Here is a 19,186-nt window from a genome sequence, read left to right as displayed (position 1 = left end):
TCAAATACCTATATAGCTTTTAATGCTTCACTAATATCATTAATTAAATCTTTAGCATCTTCTATTCCTACAGAAAGTCTTAATAAATCTGGTGTAACTCCACTTGCTAATAGTTCTTCTTCATTTAATTGACTATGACTTGTAGTTGCTGGATGTAAAAGACAGCTTCTTGCATCTCCTAAAGTTACTGCTAAAGCAATTACATTTAATCCTCTACTAAATTCCTTGGCATTTTCAATTCCGCCTTTAACTCCAAATGTTAAAAGCCCACTAGCCCCACCTTTAAGATATTTCTTTGCCAAATCATAATATTTACTTCCTTCAAGTAATGGATAGTTAACCCACGAAACCTTTTCTTCAGTAGTTAACCACTGAGCTATTTCTAAAGCATTTTTTGAATGTCTTTCCATTCTTAAATGTAAAGTTTCTAATCCTAAGTTAGTTAAGTAAGCATTAAATGGACTCATACAAGCGCCTAAATCCCTTAATAAAGTTACTCTAAGCTTTACTATATATGCAGCTTGTCCAAAGCTTTCAACATACTTAAGTCCATGATAGCTTGGATCTGGTGTTGTAAAGTCATTAAACTTACCATTAGTCCAATCAAAATTTCCTCCATCTACTACTATTCCACCAATTGTTTGAGCATGTCCTTCTGAATACTTTGTTGTTGAATGTACAACTATGTTTGCACCATGTTCAAATGGATTGCAATGATATGGTGTTGCTACCGTATTATCTATTATAAGTGGCACTTGAATTTTTTTAGCAACTGAAGAGAACTTATCAAAGTCTAAAATATTTAATCCTGGATTTCCTATTGTTTCACCATATATAGCCTTTGTATTTTCTTTTGCTAGTGATAATATTTCTTCTTCAGATGCATCTGGTTCAACAAAACTAACTTCTATTCCTAAATTTTTTAAATGAACATTAAATAAATTAACTGTTCCTCCATACAAAGATGTTACTGAAATAATATGATCTCCTGCTTTACAAAGGTTTAAAACTGCATAAAGTATTGCTGATTGTCCTGAAGCTGTTGCTACTGCTCCAACTCCTCCTTCTAATTTTGTGTATTTATCCTCTAGCGCCCCAACTGTTGGATTAGAAATTCTACTGTATAAGTGTCCTTCTGCTTTTAAAGCAAATAAAGCTTCTAGTGTATCTGGATCATCATATTTGTAGGTTGCACTTTGATAAATTGGTAATACTCTTGGTTCACCTGACTTTGGTGAATACCCCCCATGAATTCCTATTGTTCCTTTTCCTAAATTATTTGACATAAATAAAGCCCCCTTTTTTTATAATTAGGAGTTCGTAGTTTTTAGTTAATAATTAACTTCAACTCTAATCCTATATTCATTTAAATTTTGATACTTATTGCTCTTTTATTAATTATTAATGGAAAAATATTAGCCTTGTTCTTAATTGTTATAAATTCCAATTTAAAATTTTTATACAAAAAAAGCTATTTCTTATTATCCTTATAGATAATGAGAAATAGCATAAAACTCTATTTTACTAATATATACTCTCATTTCTCAGGTTAAACCTGCAGGATTTAGCACCAACGTACATCAGCAAAATTTATAACTATAAGTCACAGTTAATTTATATAACTTGTCACTTACAACTTATCACTTGTTACTGATAACAGGTTGCTAGGTTTCTCAGGGCCAGTCCCTCCACCGTTCTTAATAAAAGATTTTCTATTAACTTGTTATCTTTATTATACACATATGGAATATTTTTTCAATAGTTTTTTTATAAATTTTTTACATTTTTATAAACTCTTTATTTGATATTATACCATCTGCCTTTATATCATGTTCCTCACACTGTATTTTATCAATGATCTGCAAATCATATGCCAATGCAATTTTAGGACATTTAATATTTTTTCTAGAAATATATTTATCATAATATCCTCCACCATAGCCAATCCTATTTCCAAATTTATCAAAAGCTACTCCTGGCATAATTATTAAATCAAACTCTTCTCCAATTTTATCTTCTTCCACAGTTTTAGGTTCAAGTATTCCCCACTTATCCACACCCATGTTATCTAAACTGTTAATTTTCATAGCTACCATTTCCCTTTTACCTTTATCGGTTTTTGGCACATAAATTTCTTTATTATCACTTAATGCATATTTTATAAACTCCTTAGTATCAACTTCCGAACCAAAGCTTATATAAGTAAATATTTTATTGGCATTCTTATAAGTATCACTATTAATCAACCTTTTAAAGATTATACTATCATATTCTTTTTTTAAAACTACTTCTATATCATCTCTTGTCTTCAATATTTCTTTTCTTATATAATTCTTATCCATAAGTCTCACTCTCCCCAAATTACTTTCTATCTATCTGTATCTTGCTTTTATACATCTCTATATTAAGTGATATTCTCATTTATCATTATACTATAACCCTACTACATATTTTATTAGTTAATTTTTATATTTTAATATAATCAAAAAAGGTTGTAGTTTAAACTACAACCTATAATAATCTATAATTATCTTCTATTTTGTTCTTTTTTAGCTCTTCTACAAGCTACACATCTTGTTGGCTCATTTGTAAATCCTTTTTCCTTGTAGAATTCTTGTTCTCCTACTGAAAATACGAATTCACTTCCACAATCTCTACATACTAATGTCTTATCTGTCATAAATATTCCTCCTGAAATTAAAGATTCTAAATTGATATAATAATCTCTAATTTTCGAGAAACTATTTACCTAAATGAAACTTTTTTTTGTTAGCAACTTTGCTACTCATTTATAATAACATAGTATTTATTAAATTACAACCTTTTTTAATTATTTTTTATAAATAATTAAAATTCATACAATATTTTCTATATTATTATCTAAACACCTCTAAGTAATATTATATCTCTTAATATTGAAGCTGCAGCATTCATGGTTCCTGAAGCGCCACCAATTATACTTATATCCCCTAAAGTATCTGTTTTATAATATATCCCCTTATTTTTATAATCTACGCAATATAACGGATGATTTTCATCAATTTCTATTGGTGTTACATAACCTTTGACTAAATTATCTTTCTTATATACCTTACCAATTAACTTTATCTTATTTCCCCTTACTTTAGCTTTTTCTATATTATCTAATCTAACTTCTTCAATCCCATTAATTTTTAAATCTTCTAGTTTTAAATCTGAATTCATAAGTACATTTGATAAAATAATTATTTTACTTGCTGTATCATATCCTAAAACATCTAAACTAGGATCGGATTCTGCTATACCAACCTTTTGTGCTTCTAATAAGGCTTCTTTATAATCTACATTATCATTAGCCATTTTACTTAATATATAATTAGTAGTGCCATTTAGTACTCCTTCAATACTTTGAATTTTACTCCCTGCAATATCATATATTCCTCCATTAATTGAAGGTAATGCTCCACCTGTTGTACATCCAACCTTAAGCTCTACATTATTATTATCAGCTAAAACTTTTAATTTTTTATAATCTAATAAAATAGGACCTTTATTCCCTGTAACAACATTTATATTATTTTCCAATGATTTTCTAATATGAGTAAGCCCTGGTTCGCCAGTTTCTATATTAGTTGAAGTTAACTCTACCAAAGTATCTATATCATTATTATCAATAATATCATTAATATTCAAATTATCTTTCCACTCATTGTGGCATGTAATATTTATATTTTCATCAATTACTTTTAATATCTCACTTAAATTTATTCCAGAAGCATTGTATATTCCTCCATTGCTTTTTATTATGTATTTTACGTTTATTTTTAAATTGTATTGTTGCAATAAATAACTTTCTTTATCTATTAGCAATTTTATTAATGCTTGTCCTACTCCTCCAAATCCAATTAACCCAATATCCATAGTATTCACCCCAATTTTATATTATAAAAGCACTTATCTATTTAAAGATAAATGCTAATTATTTCATCACTCATTTTATTTAAAATCGTTATTTATTATATAATTAATAGCTTCTTTACTTCTCTCTTTTAAATTTAATGTCTTAAATAAGTAAATCATTAACACTAAGCCTAATATAGGAAGTAATACAAATAAGATGTTTGTCCATAACTGTGAAGTTGGATAATAAACAAAATTAACTAAGAAGTTATTAGCAAAATGCATTATCATACATAAATATATTGATCTTGTATAATAATATACAGTTCCTATTATTAATCCTAATAAAAACGCATTAATTCCTTGTGGAAAATTTAGATGTGCTATTCCAAATATTAATGCTGAATAAATAATAGCTTTTTTCCTACTATATCTATTAATTAATCCATTTAATATAATTCCTCTATATAATAGTTCTTCAAAAAATGGTGCCATTATGCAAGTTTCTACTAATAATATAACTATAGGAATTGAGTTTAAATATTCAATAACATATTCATATGTATTACCTGTTGGAAAGAAATATAAAATATAATCGAACCATCCATAAGTTAATAAAATATATGAAACTATTAGTAGCGGAACTAATACCCAATCTCTTTTTCTTAATTTAAATCCAGTATTTATATTATTTACTTTATTGTTTCTATTGTTTAGAAAAATAATTAATATTAATATTGCACCAAACTCATATGCTGCCGATAATGCTGTCGATATCCACATCCAAAATCCACTATATGTTACAACTCCTAAACTATTTAATATAATATAAAAAATATCTGTAGGTTTATTTAAAAATAAAGTTATTATATCAAATAAAATTGTTATTCCTATAGCCTGCCAAAAGTTTAATGGGCTTAAATTTATTTTGCTACTATTTAATTCTTTTATATAATTAATCTTCATTAAATTAATCCTTTTCTTTTCTAATTGATTCATATATCTATTCTATTTTAAAAACCAATTAATGTAAACAATGTTATACAAAAAAAGCTAGCTTATTTGATATTAATATTCTTAAACCTTAAGAATATATTATAGCTAGCCTTATATTAATTATCTATTTATCAATCTTTGATACAAAAGTTGAACATTCTGTTTGTATTTCAGATAAAGCATAATCTCCTCCAATTGTTATATTGGATGCATCACATTTATTATCTTTATTATGTTCACAATTTATAGCTTCACAAGTTACATCTAACATTGTATTAGCTGATTTCACACTACTAGTAAGTTCACCAGTTTTTCTTCTAAAATCTTCACAACTTGTAAAATTAGCTGTAATGGTATTTTTACCTGCAATTTTAATACTTTCTTTGCTACACAAGTTTTGTGAATTATATACACATGTAGTAACATTACATGATAAATTATTCATTCTTATACCTCCTCTTTAGTTCATAATTCTCTATATATTATTGTTATAAGCTTACTTTTTTATACTTTCATTAAGTAATTATCTAACTTTTTCTATAAGTTACTTTATTTTTTAGTTATATTCGATTAAAATTATTAGTAATAGTTAAAATATATGTTATAAATGTTATTTACTTAGGACATAATTATTCTTTATAGAATAATTTTAAATTCCTTTAAGAATATTTTTAACTTAAATAATTAAGCGTTAATAGGAGAGGTAAAATATGTCAAGTGAAATTAATTCTTCTAATTTTATAAGAAACATAATAATTGACGATTTAGAAAGCGGAAAACATAAGGAAATAATTACACGTTTCCCACCAGAACCAAATGGATACCTACATATAGGTCATGCAAAATCTATTCTTTTAAACTTTGGATTAGCTGAAGAATTCCATGGTAGAACACATCTTAGATTCGATGATACTAACCCTGTAAAAGAAGATACAGAATATGTTCAATCAATTAAAGAAGATGTAGAATGGCTTGGTGGAAAATGGGATGAACTTTACTTTGCATCAAATTACTTTGATGAAATGTATAACAGAGCTGTTTTATTAATAAAAAAAGGATTAGCTTATGTTTGTGATTTAACTCCAGAAGAAGCTAAAGAATATAGAGGTACTTTAACTGAACCTGGTAAAGAAAGCCCTTATAGAAACAGAACTGTTGAAGAAAACCTAGATTTATTCGAAAGAATGAAAAATGGAGAATTTGCAGATGGAGAAAAAGTTTTAAGAGCAAAAATTGATATGGCTTCTCCAAATATGAACATGAGAGATCCTATTATCTATAGAATTGCTCATGCACATCATCATAATACAGGTGATAAATGGTGCATATATCCAATGTATGACTTTGCACACCCATTAGAAGATGCTATAGAAAAAGTAACTCATTCTATTTGTACTTTAGAATTTGAAGACCATAGACCTCTATATGATTGGGTTGTAAGAGAATGTGAAATGGATTGCCAACCTAGACAAATTGAATTTGCTAGATTAAATATGACTAATACTGTTATGAGTAAAAGAAAACTTAAACAACTAGTTGATGAAGGTGTTGTTGATGGATGGGATGATCCAAGAATGCCTACTATTTCTGGTTTAAGAAGAAGAGGTTGTACACCAGAAGCTTTAAAGAATTTCTGTGCTGCAATTGGTGTTGCTAAAGCTAACTCTACAGTAGATTCTCAAATGCTTGATTATTTCGTAAGAGAAGATTTACAAATGAAAGCTCCTAATGCTATGGCCGTTTTAAGACCTTTAAAATTAGTTATTACTAACTATCCAGAAGGTCAAACTGAAATGCTTGAAGTTAGCAACAATGCTAAAGATGAATCTTTTGGTAAAAGACTTGTTCCATTCTCAAGAGAATTATATGTTGAACAAGAAGACTTCATGGAAGTTCCAATAAAGAAATACTTTAGATTATTCCCTGGTAATGAAGTTAGATTAATGGGTGCTTACTTTGTTAAATGTAATGAAGTTATCAAAGATGAAAATGGTAATGTTACTGAAATTCACTGTACTTATGATCCTGAAACTAAGAGTGGTTCTGGATTTACAGGAAGAAAAGTTAAAGGAACTATTCACTGGGTAGATGCAAATAATTGTGTACCTGCTGAATTTAGATTATACGAACCATTAATCTTAGATGATGCTCCTGAAAATGAAGGTAAGAATTTCTTAGAACAAATAAATCCGAACTCTATGGAAGTTTTACAAGGATTTATTGAGCCAACTGCTGCTAAGGATGCTAAACCTCAAGATAAATTCCAATTAGTTAGAAATGGATTCTTTAATGTTGATACTAAGTATACAACTGCTGATAAATTAGTATTTAACAGAATTGTATCTTTAAAATCTTCATTTAAATTAAAATAAAAGAAAAAATAAGAGAAAGGCAAATGCCTTTCTCTTATTTAAATTAGGTATAGTGAGTGTTCTTGAGGTTTCATACACAGTAATACTTTATAATCGGATTCACACTGAGTCGCCACTTATATAATCATTTTTCTATAGCTTTCTTTCGATGCAAAAACTATAAACACCAGTTAAATTGTTTAGGGTTTACTTCTTTTTTAATATTCATCCCATCAGTCTTCCTCCAACACTCTTATCAATATTATTTTGCTCCGTATTATTAATTTAATACTAGAATTTATTTCTATAAACAGCTTTTAAATTATGACCATTGATTATTTGTTGCTGTTTTTTCTTGCTTTTCACATGTACAATTCTTATAATTTTCTACTTTTACACCAGCTGGTGATGCCCATTGATTATTTACTGCAGATTTTGGTGCACCACTATTACATCCACATCCACAACTTGATTCACAACTACTTTTTTCTTTTGTATGACATCCACACTTTGAATGTTTATCCATAACATTTACCTCCAGTGTCTTATTAAATTTAGCCCTGATACAGCCAAGTCTTAACTTAGTTCTACCACCGCTACAGTAATAGTTTGTACATTTTATTTTCTTTGATACCTTGTATTAATTTCATTTCAGTCCAAGTTGTGAAGTTAAATTAAAATATTGAAAAATTATATATTAAGTAGTTAATATATAAAACTTTAGTCTTTTTATAAAAAATAAAAACCCCTACTTATAAGGAGTTTTTATTTTGTAAATATTTTATTGCATTGAATTTTGGTTAGCATTTTGTTGTGCTTTTTTATAAGCTTCTATGTTTGAATCAATTTGAGCACTACTCATTGCACTTTGAGAATTTGCATTACTTTGCATATTGCTTTGTTGTTGTGCACTACTATTCATACTTTGTTGAGTATTATTGCTCATAGTCGAACTATTTTGACTTTGTTTATTCATAAAAAACACCTCCTTTTACATTTCGATATTATTTTATGAAGTTCTGTTAATATAATACACATTAAATTTTTCCAAGTTATATTATTAATAAAATAACACAGCTAAACATAAACATTTTTTATTTTATATTTAAAATATAAAATAAAAAAGCAACTATACTATTTTAAATATAGCTGCTTTTAATACTATTTTATAACTCTAAAAATCTATTAAATCTTTCTCTAACCTTATCTTCACCCATAATTTGCATTATAGTATAAAGGTCAGGAGTGTTTGTTCTGTGTGATAATGCACTTCTTACTGCTCCAGCAACATCAGAAATCATTCCCTTATATTGATCTGGATTAGCTTTATATTCTTTTCTGTTTGCACAATATCCAAGTTCTGCTCCAATTACTTTTAAATCTTCAAACCAATTTTCTTGGCTTCCAGCATTGAAGTTAAACTTCTTAGCATATTCTTCAATTATAGCTTTAGCATTTTCTAATGATAAAGTCTTTGGTAATTCCACTTGATCTGCTGTTTCATTATAGAATAACTCATCGAAGAAATAGAAAATCTTATCTTTAACTTCATCCCATTTAGCAAAATCTTTTCTTGGCTTTGGACCTTCTTTATCTATGTTGAATATTTCCTTAGACATAGCTTCATTTGCAGTTACTAAGTTATACATTTCTTCATCATATTGCTTAGCCCATGCTGTATATTGTTCATATACTTTATTTGCTGGCATTCTAGCAATAACATCTTTAGAAACGTCATTTAACTTAACTAAGTCAAATAATGCTCCACTCTTACTCATTTTTTCTAAAGCAACATGGAATTCATGGTAATCAGCAGTAGGATTTTCTGCTCTCCATTCTTCATAGCTTGAGTTTACTATGTTTAATAAGTATTCAATAACACAAACTACTGGATATCCAACTTCGTTGTAGTAAGATACAGCTGCTTCAGCATCTTTTCTCTTAGAAAGCTTTCTCTTAGATCCACCTTCTTGTTTCATTATTGTTGTAATATGAGCATAGTTTGGTCTTTCAAATCCTAATACTTCAAATAATTGAACATGTATTGGAAGAGATGATAACCATTCTTCTCCTCTTATTACATCTGTAGTTCTCATTAAATAATCATCAATTGCATGTGCAAAATGATAAGTTGGAAGTCCATCACCTTTTATTAAAACAACATCTTGATTGTTTTCTGGGAAAGATATATCTCCTTTTATTAAGTCGTGGAATTCTACTCTATTTTCAATATTTCCTGGTGATTTTAATCTTAATATATAAGCTTCACCATTGTTTATTCTTTCAATAGCTTCTTCTTCAGTAATATTTCTGTATTTAGCATATTCTCCATAGTATCCAGGAGTTATCTTATTAGCAATTTGTTCTTCTCTTAATGCTGCTAATTCTTCTGGAGTACAGAAATCTGGGTATGCTAATCCTTTTAATAATAAGTCCTTAGCAAAAGTTCTGTATATTTCAGCTCTTTCACTTTGTCTGTATGGACCATATTCACCTTTTGAAGTTTCTTGACCAGTCATTCCTTCACTGAAGTCCATTCCAAAGTTATGCATAGTTGCAATTGTATCTTCTATAGCACCTTCAACTTCTCTTTTTTGGTCTGTATCTTCTATTCTTAAATAGAAAACACCTTCACTTTGACTTGCTAATCTTTCATTTATTAATGCAGCAAAAACTCCACCTATATGTTGGAATCCTGTTGGTGATGGTGCGTATCTAGTTACCCTAGCACCTTCTTTTAAATTTCTCTTTGGGTATTTTGCTATATAATATTCTCTATCATGTTCTACATTTGGGAATATCATTTCAGCTAACTTTTCAAATGCCATCTTATTTTTCTCCTTTTAATTTTATTTATTTTTTACAAAATAAAAAGTCTTTCACCCTAAACTTTTAGGACGAAAGACTGTATTTCCGCGTTACCACCTAAATTGGTTAATATAAATTAACCCACTCAAATACTTATTTAATTTTATTGCTCCCTGGTTTCCTTCAATAGTTCTAAATTTTAGGCTTACACCACTTCCTAAATCGCTTTAAATTAGAATTCTATTTACTGCTCCTAATCAACACAATTATATTAACTATTATTTTCAAATTACAGATTAATTATACAGATTACAATTATTATTGTAAAGTATTTATACTAAAGTGAATATATAAAAAAATAATTCAACTTCTATACCGCCTCATTTATATTTTTTTACTTCTAATAAGTATATCTTAAATAAGCAACTTTATAGTTATAAATACAATATCGACCTGAAATTTAATTTATACTTTACATCAATACTACTGATATCATTGATATTACACAGAGAACTATATATAAAATCATCCCTACATTCAAATAAATAGTTTTAGCAACTGTACCTTTTTCTAGTTTTATTTCACCTTCTGATAAATGTATATTCTTTCTATTATTGATTAATAAAACTATTCCTATAATAGTAATTGCTATTAAAACTAATCCTGCTACTCCAATTAACGCTATATTACTACCATCTCCAACTATAGATGGCATAATTACACTTCCAACAATGTTAATTACTATATGTAATATTATTGAATATTTTATAGTACCAGTCTTTAATGTTACATAAGCAAATATAACTCCTAATCCGACTGCATAAAAAAACTGAGAAAAATTTGCATGAAATAATCCAAACATAATTGCTGTTGTAATTATAGCTACTTTATCACCATACATTCTTATCTTATTAAGCATTATCCCCCTAAATAACATTTCTTCAACAATAGGAGATAATATTCCTGCAAAAATCAAACTCCAAATCCAATTGCTTGTCCCTACTACATTAGCTATTGGATTCATTATCTCGCTACCCTTTATTGCAGCAATTATCATTAGTAAAATAGTAGTTAAAAAGTTAACCACATATAATATTGCATAAGACATAAAAAATAGTAAAATCATTTTTCCTACACTTAAACTTTTACTTTCCTTTTTCTCACCATCAGGAAGCTTTCTAACCATTACATAAAATATAGGAAAGCCTATAAAGTAAAAACTAATTGCAATAGCTATATAATTTACCCAAGGTTGTTCTAACAATGATGGCCTAATTACATTAATAGCTGAATAATAAATTGTTTGTATAACATTTACTACTATCATACAAACTAAGATAGCTAATCCAATTTTAGCAAATACTTTTTTTGTCATTTACCTTAGTCTTTAATTCCATTTTTTCTCCTCCAATCAATAATTAAATATACTTTGAAAACTAAGTTTATCTATTAAATTTTAACATTTATACCATTATTTAAAAAATATACTATTTCATAACTTATTACTTTTGTGAACTTATACAAAAATAAGGAATTACATCTCAATTATTAGCTGTAATTCCTTTTATTAAATCTGTTTAATTCAAAAAGTTGTGATTATTAATCTAAGTTCTTAGTATCAATCCAAGACATCATTTCTCTTAACTCTTTACCAACCTTTTCAATTGGATGTTCTGCTTCCATTCTTCTCATAGCATTAAATTGTGGTCTTCCAACTTGGTTTTCCATTAACCAATTTCTTGCAAAAGTACCATCTTGAATTTCAGTTAATACTTTTTTCATTTCTTTCTTAGTTTCATCAGTAACTATTCTGTTACCAATCATGTAATCACCATATTCAGCAGTATCAGATATAGAATATCTCATTGCAGCCATACCACCTTGGTATATTAAATCAACAATAAGCTTCATTTCATGTAAACATTCAAAATAAGCATTTTCTGGGGCATATCCACCTTCTACTAAAGTTTCAAATCCAGCTTTGATAAGTGCTGTAACACCTCCACAAAGGACTGCTTGTTCACCAAATAAATCTGTTTCAGTTTCATCTTTGAATGTAGTTTCTAATACACCAGCTCTAGCTCCACCAATTCCATTGGCATAAGCTAATGCAAATTCTTTAGCTTTTCCTGTGTAATCTTGTTGAACTGCTATTAAGCAAGGAACTCCTGAACCTTCAGTATAAGTTCTTCTTACCATATGTCCTGGTCCTTTTGGAGCAACCATGAATACATCAACATCTGCAGGAGGAACTATTTGTCCATAATGAATGTTAAATCCATGAGCAAATACTAAAGCATTTCCTTCTTCTAAATATGGAGCGATTTCTTCTCTATATAATTTAGCTTGTTTCTCATCTGGTACTAAAACCATAACAACATCAGCAGCCTTAACAGCATTTGCAACTGTAGCAACTTCTAATCCGGCTTCCTTAACTCTATTCCATGATTTACTTCCTTCATATAATCCAACAACTACATCAATTCCACTTTCATGAAGGTTTAATGCGTGAGCATGTCCTTGGCTACCATAACCGATAACTGCAACCTTCTTTCCCTTTAATAAACCTAGATTTGTGTCCTTTTCATAAAACATCTTTGCCATTTTTTATACCCCCGACTTATTTATTTTTATTTATAAAAATTCACTACCAAATTCTTATGATAGAAATTTAAATTAACTTTTTATTATTAACTAATAGATGTAAAGTAAAAACTTTTCGCTTTTGCTTTTTATCTATTCATTTTTATCTATTACTTATTGCCTATTCCTCTACAACATCTTCTTCATTAATTATTTGATGAATTGGTGCTCCCGGAGCAACCATAGGGAATACTTTTTTATCACTATCAATTCTATAATCAATTATTACTGGTCTATCTACAGCTAAAGCCTCTTCTAATACAGAATCAAGTTCTTCTCTTTTTTCTACCCTAAATCCAACGCCTCCAAAAGCTTCAGCAAGCTTAACAAAATCAGTAGCTCTATCTAAAGTAGTTTGAGAATATCTAGCCTCATAAAATAAACTTTGCCATTGTCTAACCATTCCTAATGCATTGTTATTCATTACAATAATTTTAATTGGAATATTATATTTAACAGCTGTTGCAAATTCATTGCAGTTCATTCCAAAGCTTCCATCACCAGCAATGTTAAATACAGTTTTATCAGGATTAGCAACTTTAACTCCAATTGCCGCACCTAAACCAAATCCCATAGTTCCAAGTCCTCCAGATGAAATTAAAGTTCTTGGTGTTTTAAAATTAAAATACTGTGCTGTCCACATTTGATGCTGTCCAACTTCAGTCGTCATAATAAAATCACCTTTATCTAATTCACTAAGCTTTTCAAATAAAAATCTTGGTGTTAATTGCTCACCATCATCCTTATTATTTTTTGTAATAGCTAAAAGCTTTAATTCATCTACTTTTTTTAACCACTTATCATTTTTCTTATAATCTATTAAAGGCATTAATCTTTGTAATGCTACCTTAATATCACCTATAATAAATGAATCTACTTTAACATTCTTATTTACTTCTGCCGGATCCACATCTATTTGAATTACCTTAGCATTATTAATAAATTCTCTATCGCTAATTACCCTGTCACTAAACCTTGCACCTAATGCAATTATTAAATCGCACTTAGTTGCTAAAATATTTGATGCATTACTTCCATGCATCCCTATCATTCCAGTATTTAACCTATGTTCTGAAGGAATTGCACCTCTACACATTAATGTTGTTGCAACTGGTGCATTAATTTTTTCTGCAAAATTAACTAGTTCTTCAGTAGCACCTGAATTAATAACTCCTCCACCTGCATAAATAAGTGGTTGTTCTGAATCATTAATATATTTAGCTACTTCATTTAATGAATCAACAGTAATATGCTTACTTTTTGGTTCCACTGGTAATGGCTTCAAATTTTTATATTCTGTTTTATCAGATGTAATATCCTTTGGAATATCAATTAATACCGGCCCTGGTCTTCCTTCTCTAGCAATATAAAATGCCTTTCTAACAGTTTCCTCTAACTCATTAACATCTTTAACAATAAAATTATGTTTTGTTATTGGCATTGTTATTCCAGTAATATCAACCTCTTGAAAGCTATCTCTTCCAAGCAGACTTTTTTGAACATTACCTGTTATTGCAACTAATGGAACAGAATCCATATATGCAGTTGCAATTCCCGTTACAAGATTTGTTGCTCCTGGACCTGATGTAGCAATACATACCCCAACTTTTCCTGATGACCTTGCATAACCATCAGCTGCATGAGCTGCACCTTGTTCATGGCAAGTCAAATAATGTTTAAGCTGATCTCTGTATTTATACAAATAGTCATAAATATTTAATACAGCTCCTCCAGGATATCCAAAAACAGTGTCAACACCTTCATTTAATAAAGTCTTAACAAGAATCTCAGCACCTGTTAATAACATTGAAAATAACCCCCTTTATATTAGTTAACTTATAACTATTTAAATACTGCCCCTGAGCTTGCTGAGCTAACTAATTTAGCATATCTTGCTAAATATCCCTCTTTAACTTTTGGCTCAACTGGCTTTAAATTTGATCTACGCTTTGCTAGTTCTTCATCGCTAACAAGCAAATCTAAATTACCATTTGTAATATCAATAGAAATAATATCTCCATCTTCTACTAACGCAATATTTCCACCTTCAGCTGCTTCAGGAGAAACATGTCCTATTGCTGCACCTTTAGTTGCCCCACTAAATCTTCCATCTGTAATAAGTGCAACAGATGTATCAAGTCCCATTCCACATATTGCAGATGTAGGTGATAACATTTCTCTCATTCCTGGTCCACCTTTTGGACCTTCATATCTAATAACTACAACATCGCCTTCAACAATTTTCTTACCCATAATTGCTTCAATAGCCTCTTCTTCAGAGTTAAAAACTTTAGCTGGCCCTTTATGAACTAACATTTCTTTTAAAACTGCTGATCTCTTAACAACAGCTCCATCTGGTGCTAAATTTCCTTTTAAAACTGCAATTCCACCAGTTTGACTATATGGTTCTTCTATATGTTTTATTACTGAATAATCTAAAACTTTTGCATTTTCAATATTTTCTCCAACAGTTTTACCAGTTGCAGTAATACAATTTAAATTTAATAAATTCTTCTTATTTAATTCACTCATTACAGCTCTAATTCCACCAGCTGCATATAAATCTTCTATATGAGTATCAGATGCTGGAGCTAGTTTACATAAGTTAGGCACCTTTGCTGACATCCCATTTATAATATCAAGATTTATAGGTAGTTTAGCTTCATTTGCAATTGCTGTTAAATGAAGAACACTATTTGTTGAGCATCCAAGTGCCATATCTACTGTTAATGCATTTTTAATGGCATCTTCTGTTACTATATCTCTTGGCTTAATATCTTTTTCTAAAAGCTTCATTACAGCCATCCCTGCATACTTAGCAAGTCTTATTCTTTCGGAATAAACAGCTGGTATTGTTCCATTGCCTGGTAATGCTAATCCTAAAACTTCACATAGACAATTCATAGAATTTGCAGTAAACATACCTGAACATGATCCACAAGTCGGACATACTTTTTCTTCTAATTCTGCTAAATCTGATTCAAGCATTAATCCACTTTCAACTGATCCAACAGCTTCAAACATTGTAGATAAAGATACTTCCTTACCTTTAAATTTACCAGCTAGCATTGGTCCACCACTAACTATTACTGATGGAACATTTACTCTTAATGCAGCCATGACCATTCCTGGAACTATCTTGTCACAGTTTGGTATAAATACTAAAGCATCAAATGCATGAGCATTTGCCATACATTCAACAGAATCAGCAATAAGTTCTCTAGTTACTAAAGAATATTTCATTCCTTGATGTCCCATTGCAATTCCATCACATACACCTATTGTTGGAAATACTAATGGTGTTCCTCCAGACATTAATACTCCTTTTTTAACACCTTCAACAATTTTATCTAAGTTAACATGACCAGGAATTATATCATTTTGAGATGTTACAATTCCTATTAATGGTTTATTTATTTCCTCATCAGTTAATCCTGATGCTTTAAACAACGATCTATGAGGAGCCTTTGCTACTCCCTTTTTAACTACATCACTTCTCATTTATATCACCCCATTAAATTAGTTAGTAGTTCTTAGTTTTTAGTTAGTAGTTACTAAGAATATATAATTCAATAAACTCCCTAAGGAGTTTCAAGCTTAACTCCTAACTTATAACTTCTAACTATCTAAATTCTTTCTAAAACAAGTTGTCCCATTTCTTTGGTTCCAACAAGTGTAGTTCCTTCACTTGTTATATCACCAGTTCTATATCCTTCTTCTAATACTTTAACTACTGAATCTTCAATATCTTTTGCTTCATTTTCTAAGTTAAAGCTATATCTTAACATCATTGCAGTTGAAAGAATTGTTGCTAATGGGTTTGCTATTCCCTTTCCAGCAATATCAGGTGCAGAACCATGAATTGGCTCGTACATCCCTAAAGTTCCTTCTCCTAATGATGCAGATGGAAGCATACCAATTGATCCTGTTATCATTGAAGCCTCATCTGATAAAATATCACCAAACATATTTGAAGTAACAATTACGTCAAATTGTCTTGGATCTCTTACTAATTGCATCGAAGCATTATCAATATATAAATGATTTACTTCAACCTCTGGATAATCTTTAGACATTTCTTCAACAACGCTTCTCCAAAGTCTTGAACTTTCTAATATATTAGCTTTATCAACACTAGTAAGCTTCTTACTTCTCTTCATTGCAGTATCAAAGCCTATTCTTACTATCCTTTCAATTTCTTCCATATTATATCTTTCTGTATCGTAAGCTGAAATAACTCCATCAATTACTTCTCTTCCTCTTTCACCAAAGTAAATTCCCCCAGTAAGCTCTCTTACAACACAAATATCAATTCCATCACCAATTATGCTATCCTTTAATGGAGATGCTTCTTTTAGTGGTTTATATAAAAGTGCAGGTCTTAAATTACAATATAAATTTAAACCTCCCCTTAATCCTAATAAGGCCTGTTCAGGTCTTACTTTTGCATTAGGATCATCCCATTTAGGTCCTCCAACAGCACCTAAAAGAACTGCATCACTTTTCTTGCAAGCTTCTAAAGTTTTTTCAGGAAGTGACGTTCCCATTGAATCTATTGCACATCCTCCAGCTTGTAAAAACTCAAATTCAAATGTATGATTGTATTTTTCCCCAATTTTATTTAAGACTTTTATTGATTCATCGATAACTTCTGGTCCTATTCCATCTCCTGGTATAACTGCTATATTAAAATTCATGATTCTTCCCCCTTAAAATTTGCCCATTGCCTTTTATTTTATTTATTCTTATTTTTTATATAACCTATAAGTCCATTATTATTTATAATATTTTGCATAAACTCTGGGAACGCTTCTCCTTGATATTCTTCATCCTTAGTTAAATTTTTAATAACCCCTGTATCAAAATTAACCTCTAACTCATCCCCTGCTTCAATAGATTTAACTGCTTCATCACATTCTAATATTGGTAATCCAATATTAATTGAATTTCTATAAAATATTCTTGCAAAAGTTGATGCTATAACACAGCTAATTCCACTTTCTTTTATTGCTATTGGTGCATGTTCTCTAGATGAACCACATCCAAAATTCTTATTTGCAACAATTATATCTCCTGGTTTAACATTATTAGCAAAATTTAAATCAATATCCTCCATACAATGACTTGCTAGTTCCTTTGGATCTGATGTATTTAAGTATCTTGCTGGTATAATTACATCTGTATCTACGTTATCTCCATATTTAAAAACTTTTCCCGTTGATTTCATATTTATTTACCCCCTTAAAGTGTTTCCGGATTAGTTATTTTTCCTGTTATTGCTGAAGCTGCTGCAACTGCTGGACTAGCTAAATAAACTTCTGATTCAACATGCCCCATTCTTCCAACGAAGTTTCTATTTGTAGTTGAAATAGCTCTTTCACCTTTAGCTAATATACCCATATGTCCACCTAAGCATGGTCCACAAGTTGGAGTTGAAACAACTGCCCCTGCTTCTACTAAATCCTTAATTATTCCTTCTTCTAACGCCTGTAAATAAATTTTTTGAGTTCCTGGGAATACTATACATCTAACTCTCTTATTTACTTTTTTACCCTTAAGAATATCTCTTGCTACTCTCAAATCTGATATTCTTCCATTTGTACATGAACCTATAACCGCTTGATCAATTTCAATTTCTCCAACCTCATCTATAGTTCTTGTATTATCAGGTAAATGTGGGAATGATACTGTTGGTCTTAAAGTAGATAAATCTATTTCATAGACCTCATCATACTCTGCATCTTCATCTGCTTCGTATACTTTCCATTCTTTCTTTCCATGCTCTTTTAAGTATTCAATAGTTTTTTCATCCACTGGGAAAATACCATTCTTTCCACCAGCTTCAATAGCCATATTTGCCATTGTGAATCTATCATCCATTGATAAGTACTTTAATCCTTCACCAACAAATTCCATTGATTTATATAAAGCTCCATCAACCCCTATCATTCCAATGATATGAAGTATAACGTCTTTACCACTTACCCATTTTGAAGGTTTTCCCTTTAATACGAATTTTAATGCTGATGGAACCTTAAACCAACATTTCCCTGTAGCCATTCCTGCTGCCATATCTGTTGAACCAATTCCTGTTGAAAAAGCTCCTAATGCTCCATATGTGCAAGTATGCGAGTCTGCCCCTATAACAACATCACCTGCAACTACTAATCCTTTTTCAGGTAATAGACAATGTTCAATTCCCATTTCTCCTATTTCAAAAAAATTAACTATTCCTTTTTCTCTTGAGAATTCTCTTATAAATTTACATTGTTCTGCTGCTTTTATATCTTTATTTGGAGTAAAGTGATCAGGTACTATTGCTATTTTTTCCTTATCAAAAACTTTTTTAACTCCAAACTTTTCAAATTCCTTTACTGCAACTGGTGAAGTAATATCGTTACCTAGCACCAAATCTAAATTTGCTTCAATTAATTGGCCTGCCTTTACACTTTCTAATCCTGCATGAGCAGCTAATATTTTTTGAGTCATTGTCATTGCCATTGTTTTTT

General features: G+C 29.7%; 17 protein-coding genes and 1 riboswitch. Of the genes, 1 reads left to right on the top strand and 16 read right to left on the bottom strand.

The window, feature by feature from the left end; genetic code table 11:
- Nucleotides 1-8: 8 nt before the first annotated feature.
- From HCG70_RS00795 to HCG70_RS00770, 6 genes are all read right to left on the bottom strand, one after another.
- Nucleotides 9-1,286, bottom strand: coding sequence for an O-acetylhomoserine aminocarboxypropyltransferase/cysteine synthase family protein (locus HCG70_RS00795; protein ID WP_042400590.1), 1,278 nt, complete (start codon nt 1,284-1,286; stop codon nt 9-11).
- Between the two features lie 248 nt (nt 1,287-1,534).
- A riboswitch (SAM riboswitch) is annotated at nt 1,535-1,707 on the bottom strand.
- A 71-nt stretch (nt 1,708-1,778) separates the two neighbouring features.
- Nucleotides 1,779-2,342: a 5-formyltetrahydrofolate cyclo-ligase gene (locus tag HCG70_RS00790; RefSeq protein WP_042400589.1), complete on the bottom strand. Its 564-nt coding sequence runs from the start codon at nt 2,340-2,342 to the stop codon at nt 1,779-1,781.
- Nucleotides 2,343-2,527: 185 nt separating this feature from the next.
- Nucleotides 2,528-2,680, bottom strand: coding sequence for a zinc-ribbon domain-containing protein (locus HCG70_RS00785; RefSeq protein WP_042400586.1), 153 nt, complete (start codon nt 2,678-2,680; stop codon nt 2,528-2,530).
- A gap of 200 nt (nt 2,681-2,880) precedes the next feature.
- Nucleotides 2,881-3,900, bottom strand: coding sequence for a homoserine dehydrogenase (locus HCG70_RS00780; protein ID WP_042400584.1), 1,020 nt, complete (start codon nt 3,898-3,900; stop codon nt 2,881-2,883).
- 75 nt (nt 3,901-3,975) lie between these two features.
- Entirely contained in the window at nt 3,976-4,845 is an 870-nt protein-coding gene (locus HCG70_RS00775; protein ID WP_042400583.1) for a CPBP family intramembrane glutamic endopeptidase, read from the bottom strand.
- A 154-nt stretch (nt 4,846-4,999) separates the two neighbouring features.
- Entirely contained in the window at nt 5,000-5,320 is a 321-nt protein-coding gene (locus HCG70_RS00770; protein WP_042400581.1) for a DUF1540 domain-containing protein, read from the bottom strand.
- A 265-nt stretch (nt 5,321-5,585) separates the two neighbouring features.
- Here HCG70_RS00770 and HCG70_RS00765 point away from each other — a divergent pair, with 265 nt between their 5' ends.
- Complete coding sequence (locus HCG70_RS00765) at nt 5,586-7,247, top strand: glutamine--tRNA ligase/YqeY domain fusion protein (RefSeq protein ID WP_042400578.1); 1,662 nt, start codon at nt 5,586-5,588, stop codon at nt 7,245-7,247.
- Between the two features lie 301 nt (nt 7,248-7,548).
- On the opposite strand, the gene HCG70_RS00760 is transcribed toward HCG70_RS00765, so the two are convergent.
- From HCG70_RS00760 to leuC, 10 genes are all read right to left on the bottom strand, one after another.
- A complete protein-coding gene (locus HCG70_RS00760) occupies nt 7,549-7,752 on the bottom strand; it encodes a hypothetical protein (protein WP_042400576.1) in 204 nt (67 codons plus the stop codon).
- A 255-nt stretch (nt 7,753-8,007) separates the two neighbouring features.
- Nucleotides 8,008-8,202, bottom strand: a complete 195-nt coding sequence (locus HCG70_RS00755; protein ID WP_042400574.1) for a hypothetical protein — start codon at nt 8,200-8,202, stop codon at nt 8,008-8,010.
- Between the two features lie 190 nt (nt 8,203-8,392).
- A complete protein-coding gene (gene gltX / locus HCG70_RS00750) occupies nt 8,393-10,054 on the bottom strand; it encodes a glutamate--tRNA ligase (protein ID WP_221697368.1) in 1,662 nt (553 codons plus the stop codon).
- 452 nt (nt 10,055-10,506) lie between these two features.
- Nucleotides 10,507-11,409, bottom strand: a complete 903-nt coding sequence (locus HCG70_RS00745) for a CPBP family intramembrane glutamic endopeptidase (RefSeq protein ID WP_221697367.1) — start codon at nt 11,407-11,409, stop codon at nt 10,507-10,509.
- A 224-nt stretch (nt 11,410-11,633) separates the two neighbouring features.
- Complete coding sequence (gene ilvC, locus HCG70_RS00740; RefSeq protein WP_042400566.1) at nt 11,634-12,638, bottom strand: ketol-acid reductoisomerase; 1,005 nt, start codon at nt 12,636-12,638, stop codon at nt 11,634-11,636.
- A 160-nt stretch (nt 12,639-12,798) separates the two neighbouring features.
- On the bottom strand, nt 12,799-14,484 hold the full coding sequence (ilvB, locus tag HCG70_RS00735; protein ID WP_042400562.1) for a biosynthetic-type acetolactate synthase large subunit: 1,686 nt from the start codon (nt 14,482-14,484) through the stop codon (nt 12,799-12,801).
- Nucleotides 14,485-14,519: 35 nt separating this feature from the next.
- A complete protein-coding gene (gene ilvD, locus HCG70_RS00730; protein WP_042400559.1) occupies nt 14,520-16,178 on the bottom strand; it encodes a dihydroxy-acid dehydratase in 1,659 nt (552 codons plus the stop codon).
- 125 nt (nt 16,179-16,303) lie between these two features.
- Complete coding sequence (gene leuB, locus HCG70_RS00725) at nt 16,304-17,374, bottom strand: 3-isopropylmalate dehydrogenase (protein ID WP_042400556.1); 1,071 nt, start codon at nt 17,372-17,374, stop codon at nt 16,304-16,306.
- A gap of 38 nt (nt 17,375-17,412) precedes the next feature.
- Nucleotides 17,413-17,904 carry a 3-isopropylmalate dehydratase small subunit gene (gene leuD / locus HCG70_RS00720; protein ID WP_221697366.1) on the bottom strand — a complete coding sequence of 164 codons (492 nt, stop codon included), beginning with the start codon at nt 17,902-17,904 and terminating at the stop codon, nt 17,413-17,415.
- A 14-nt stretch (nt 17,905-17,918) separates the two neighbouring features.
- Nucleotides 17,919-19,178, bottom strand: a complete 1,260-nt coding sequence (leuC, locus tag HCG70_RS00715; RefSeq protein ID WP_042400549.1) for a 3-isopropylmalate dehydratase large subunit — start codon at nt 19,176-19,178, stop codon at nt 17,919-17,921.
- Between the last annotated feature and the right edge of the window lie 8 nt (nt 19,179-19,186).

Source organism: Clostridium sp. K04, assembly GCF_019734375.1.
In the GTDB taxonomy this organism is placed as follows: domain Bacteria; phylum Bacillota; class Clostridia; order Clostridiales; family Clostridiaceae; genus Clostridium; species Clostridium saudiense.
This window is presented reverse-complemented; position numbering and strand designations above follow the sequence as displayed.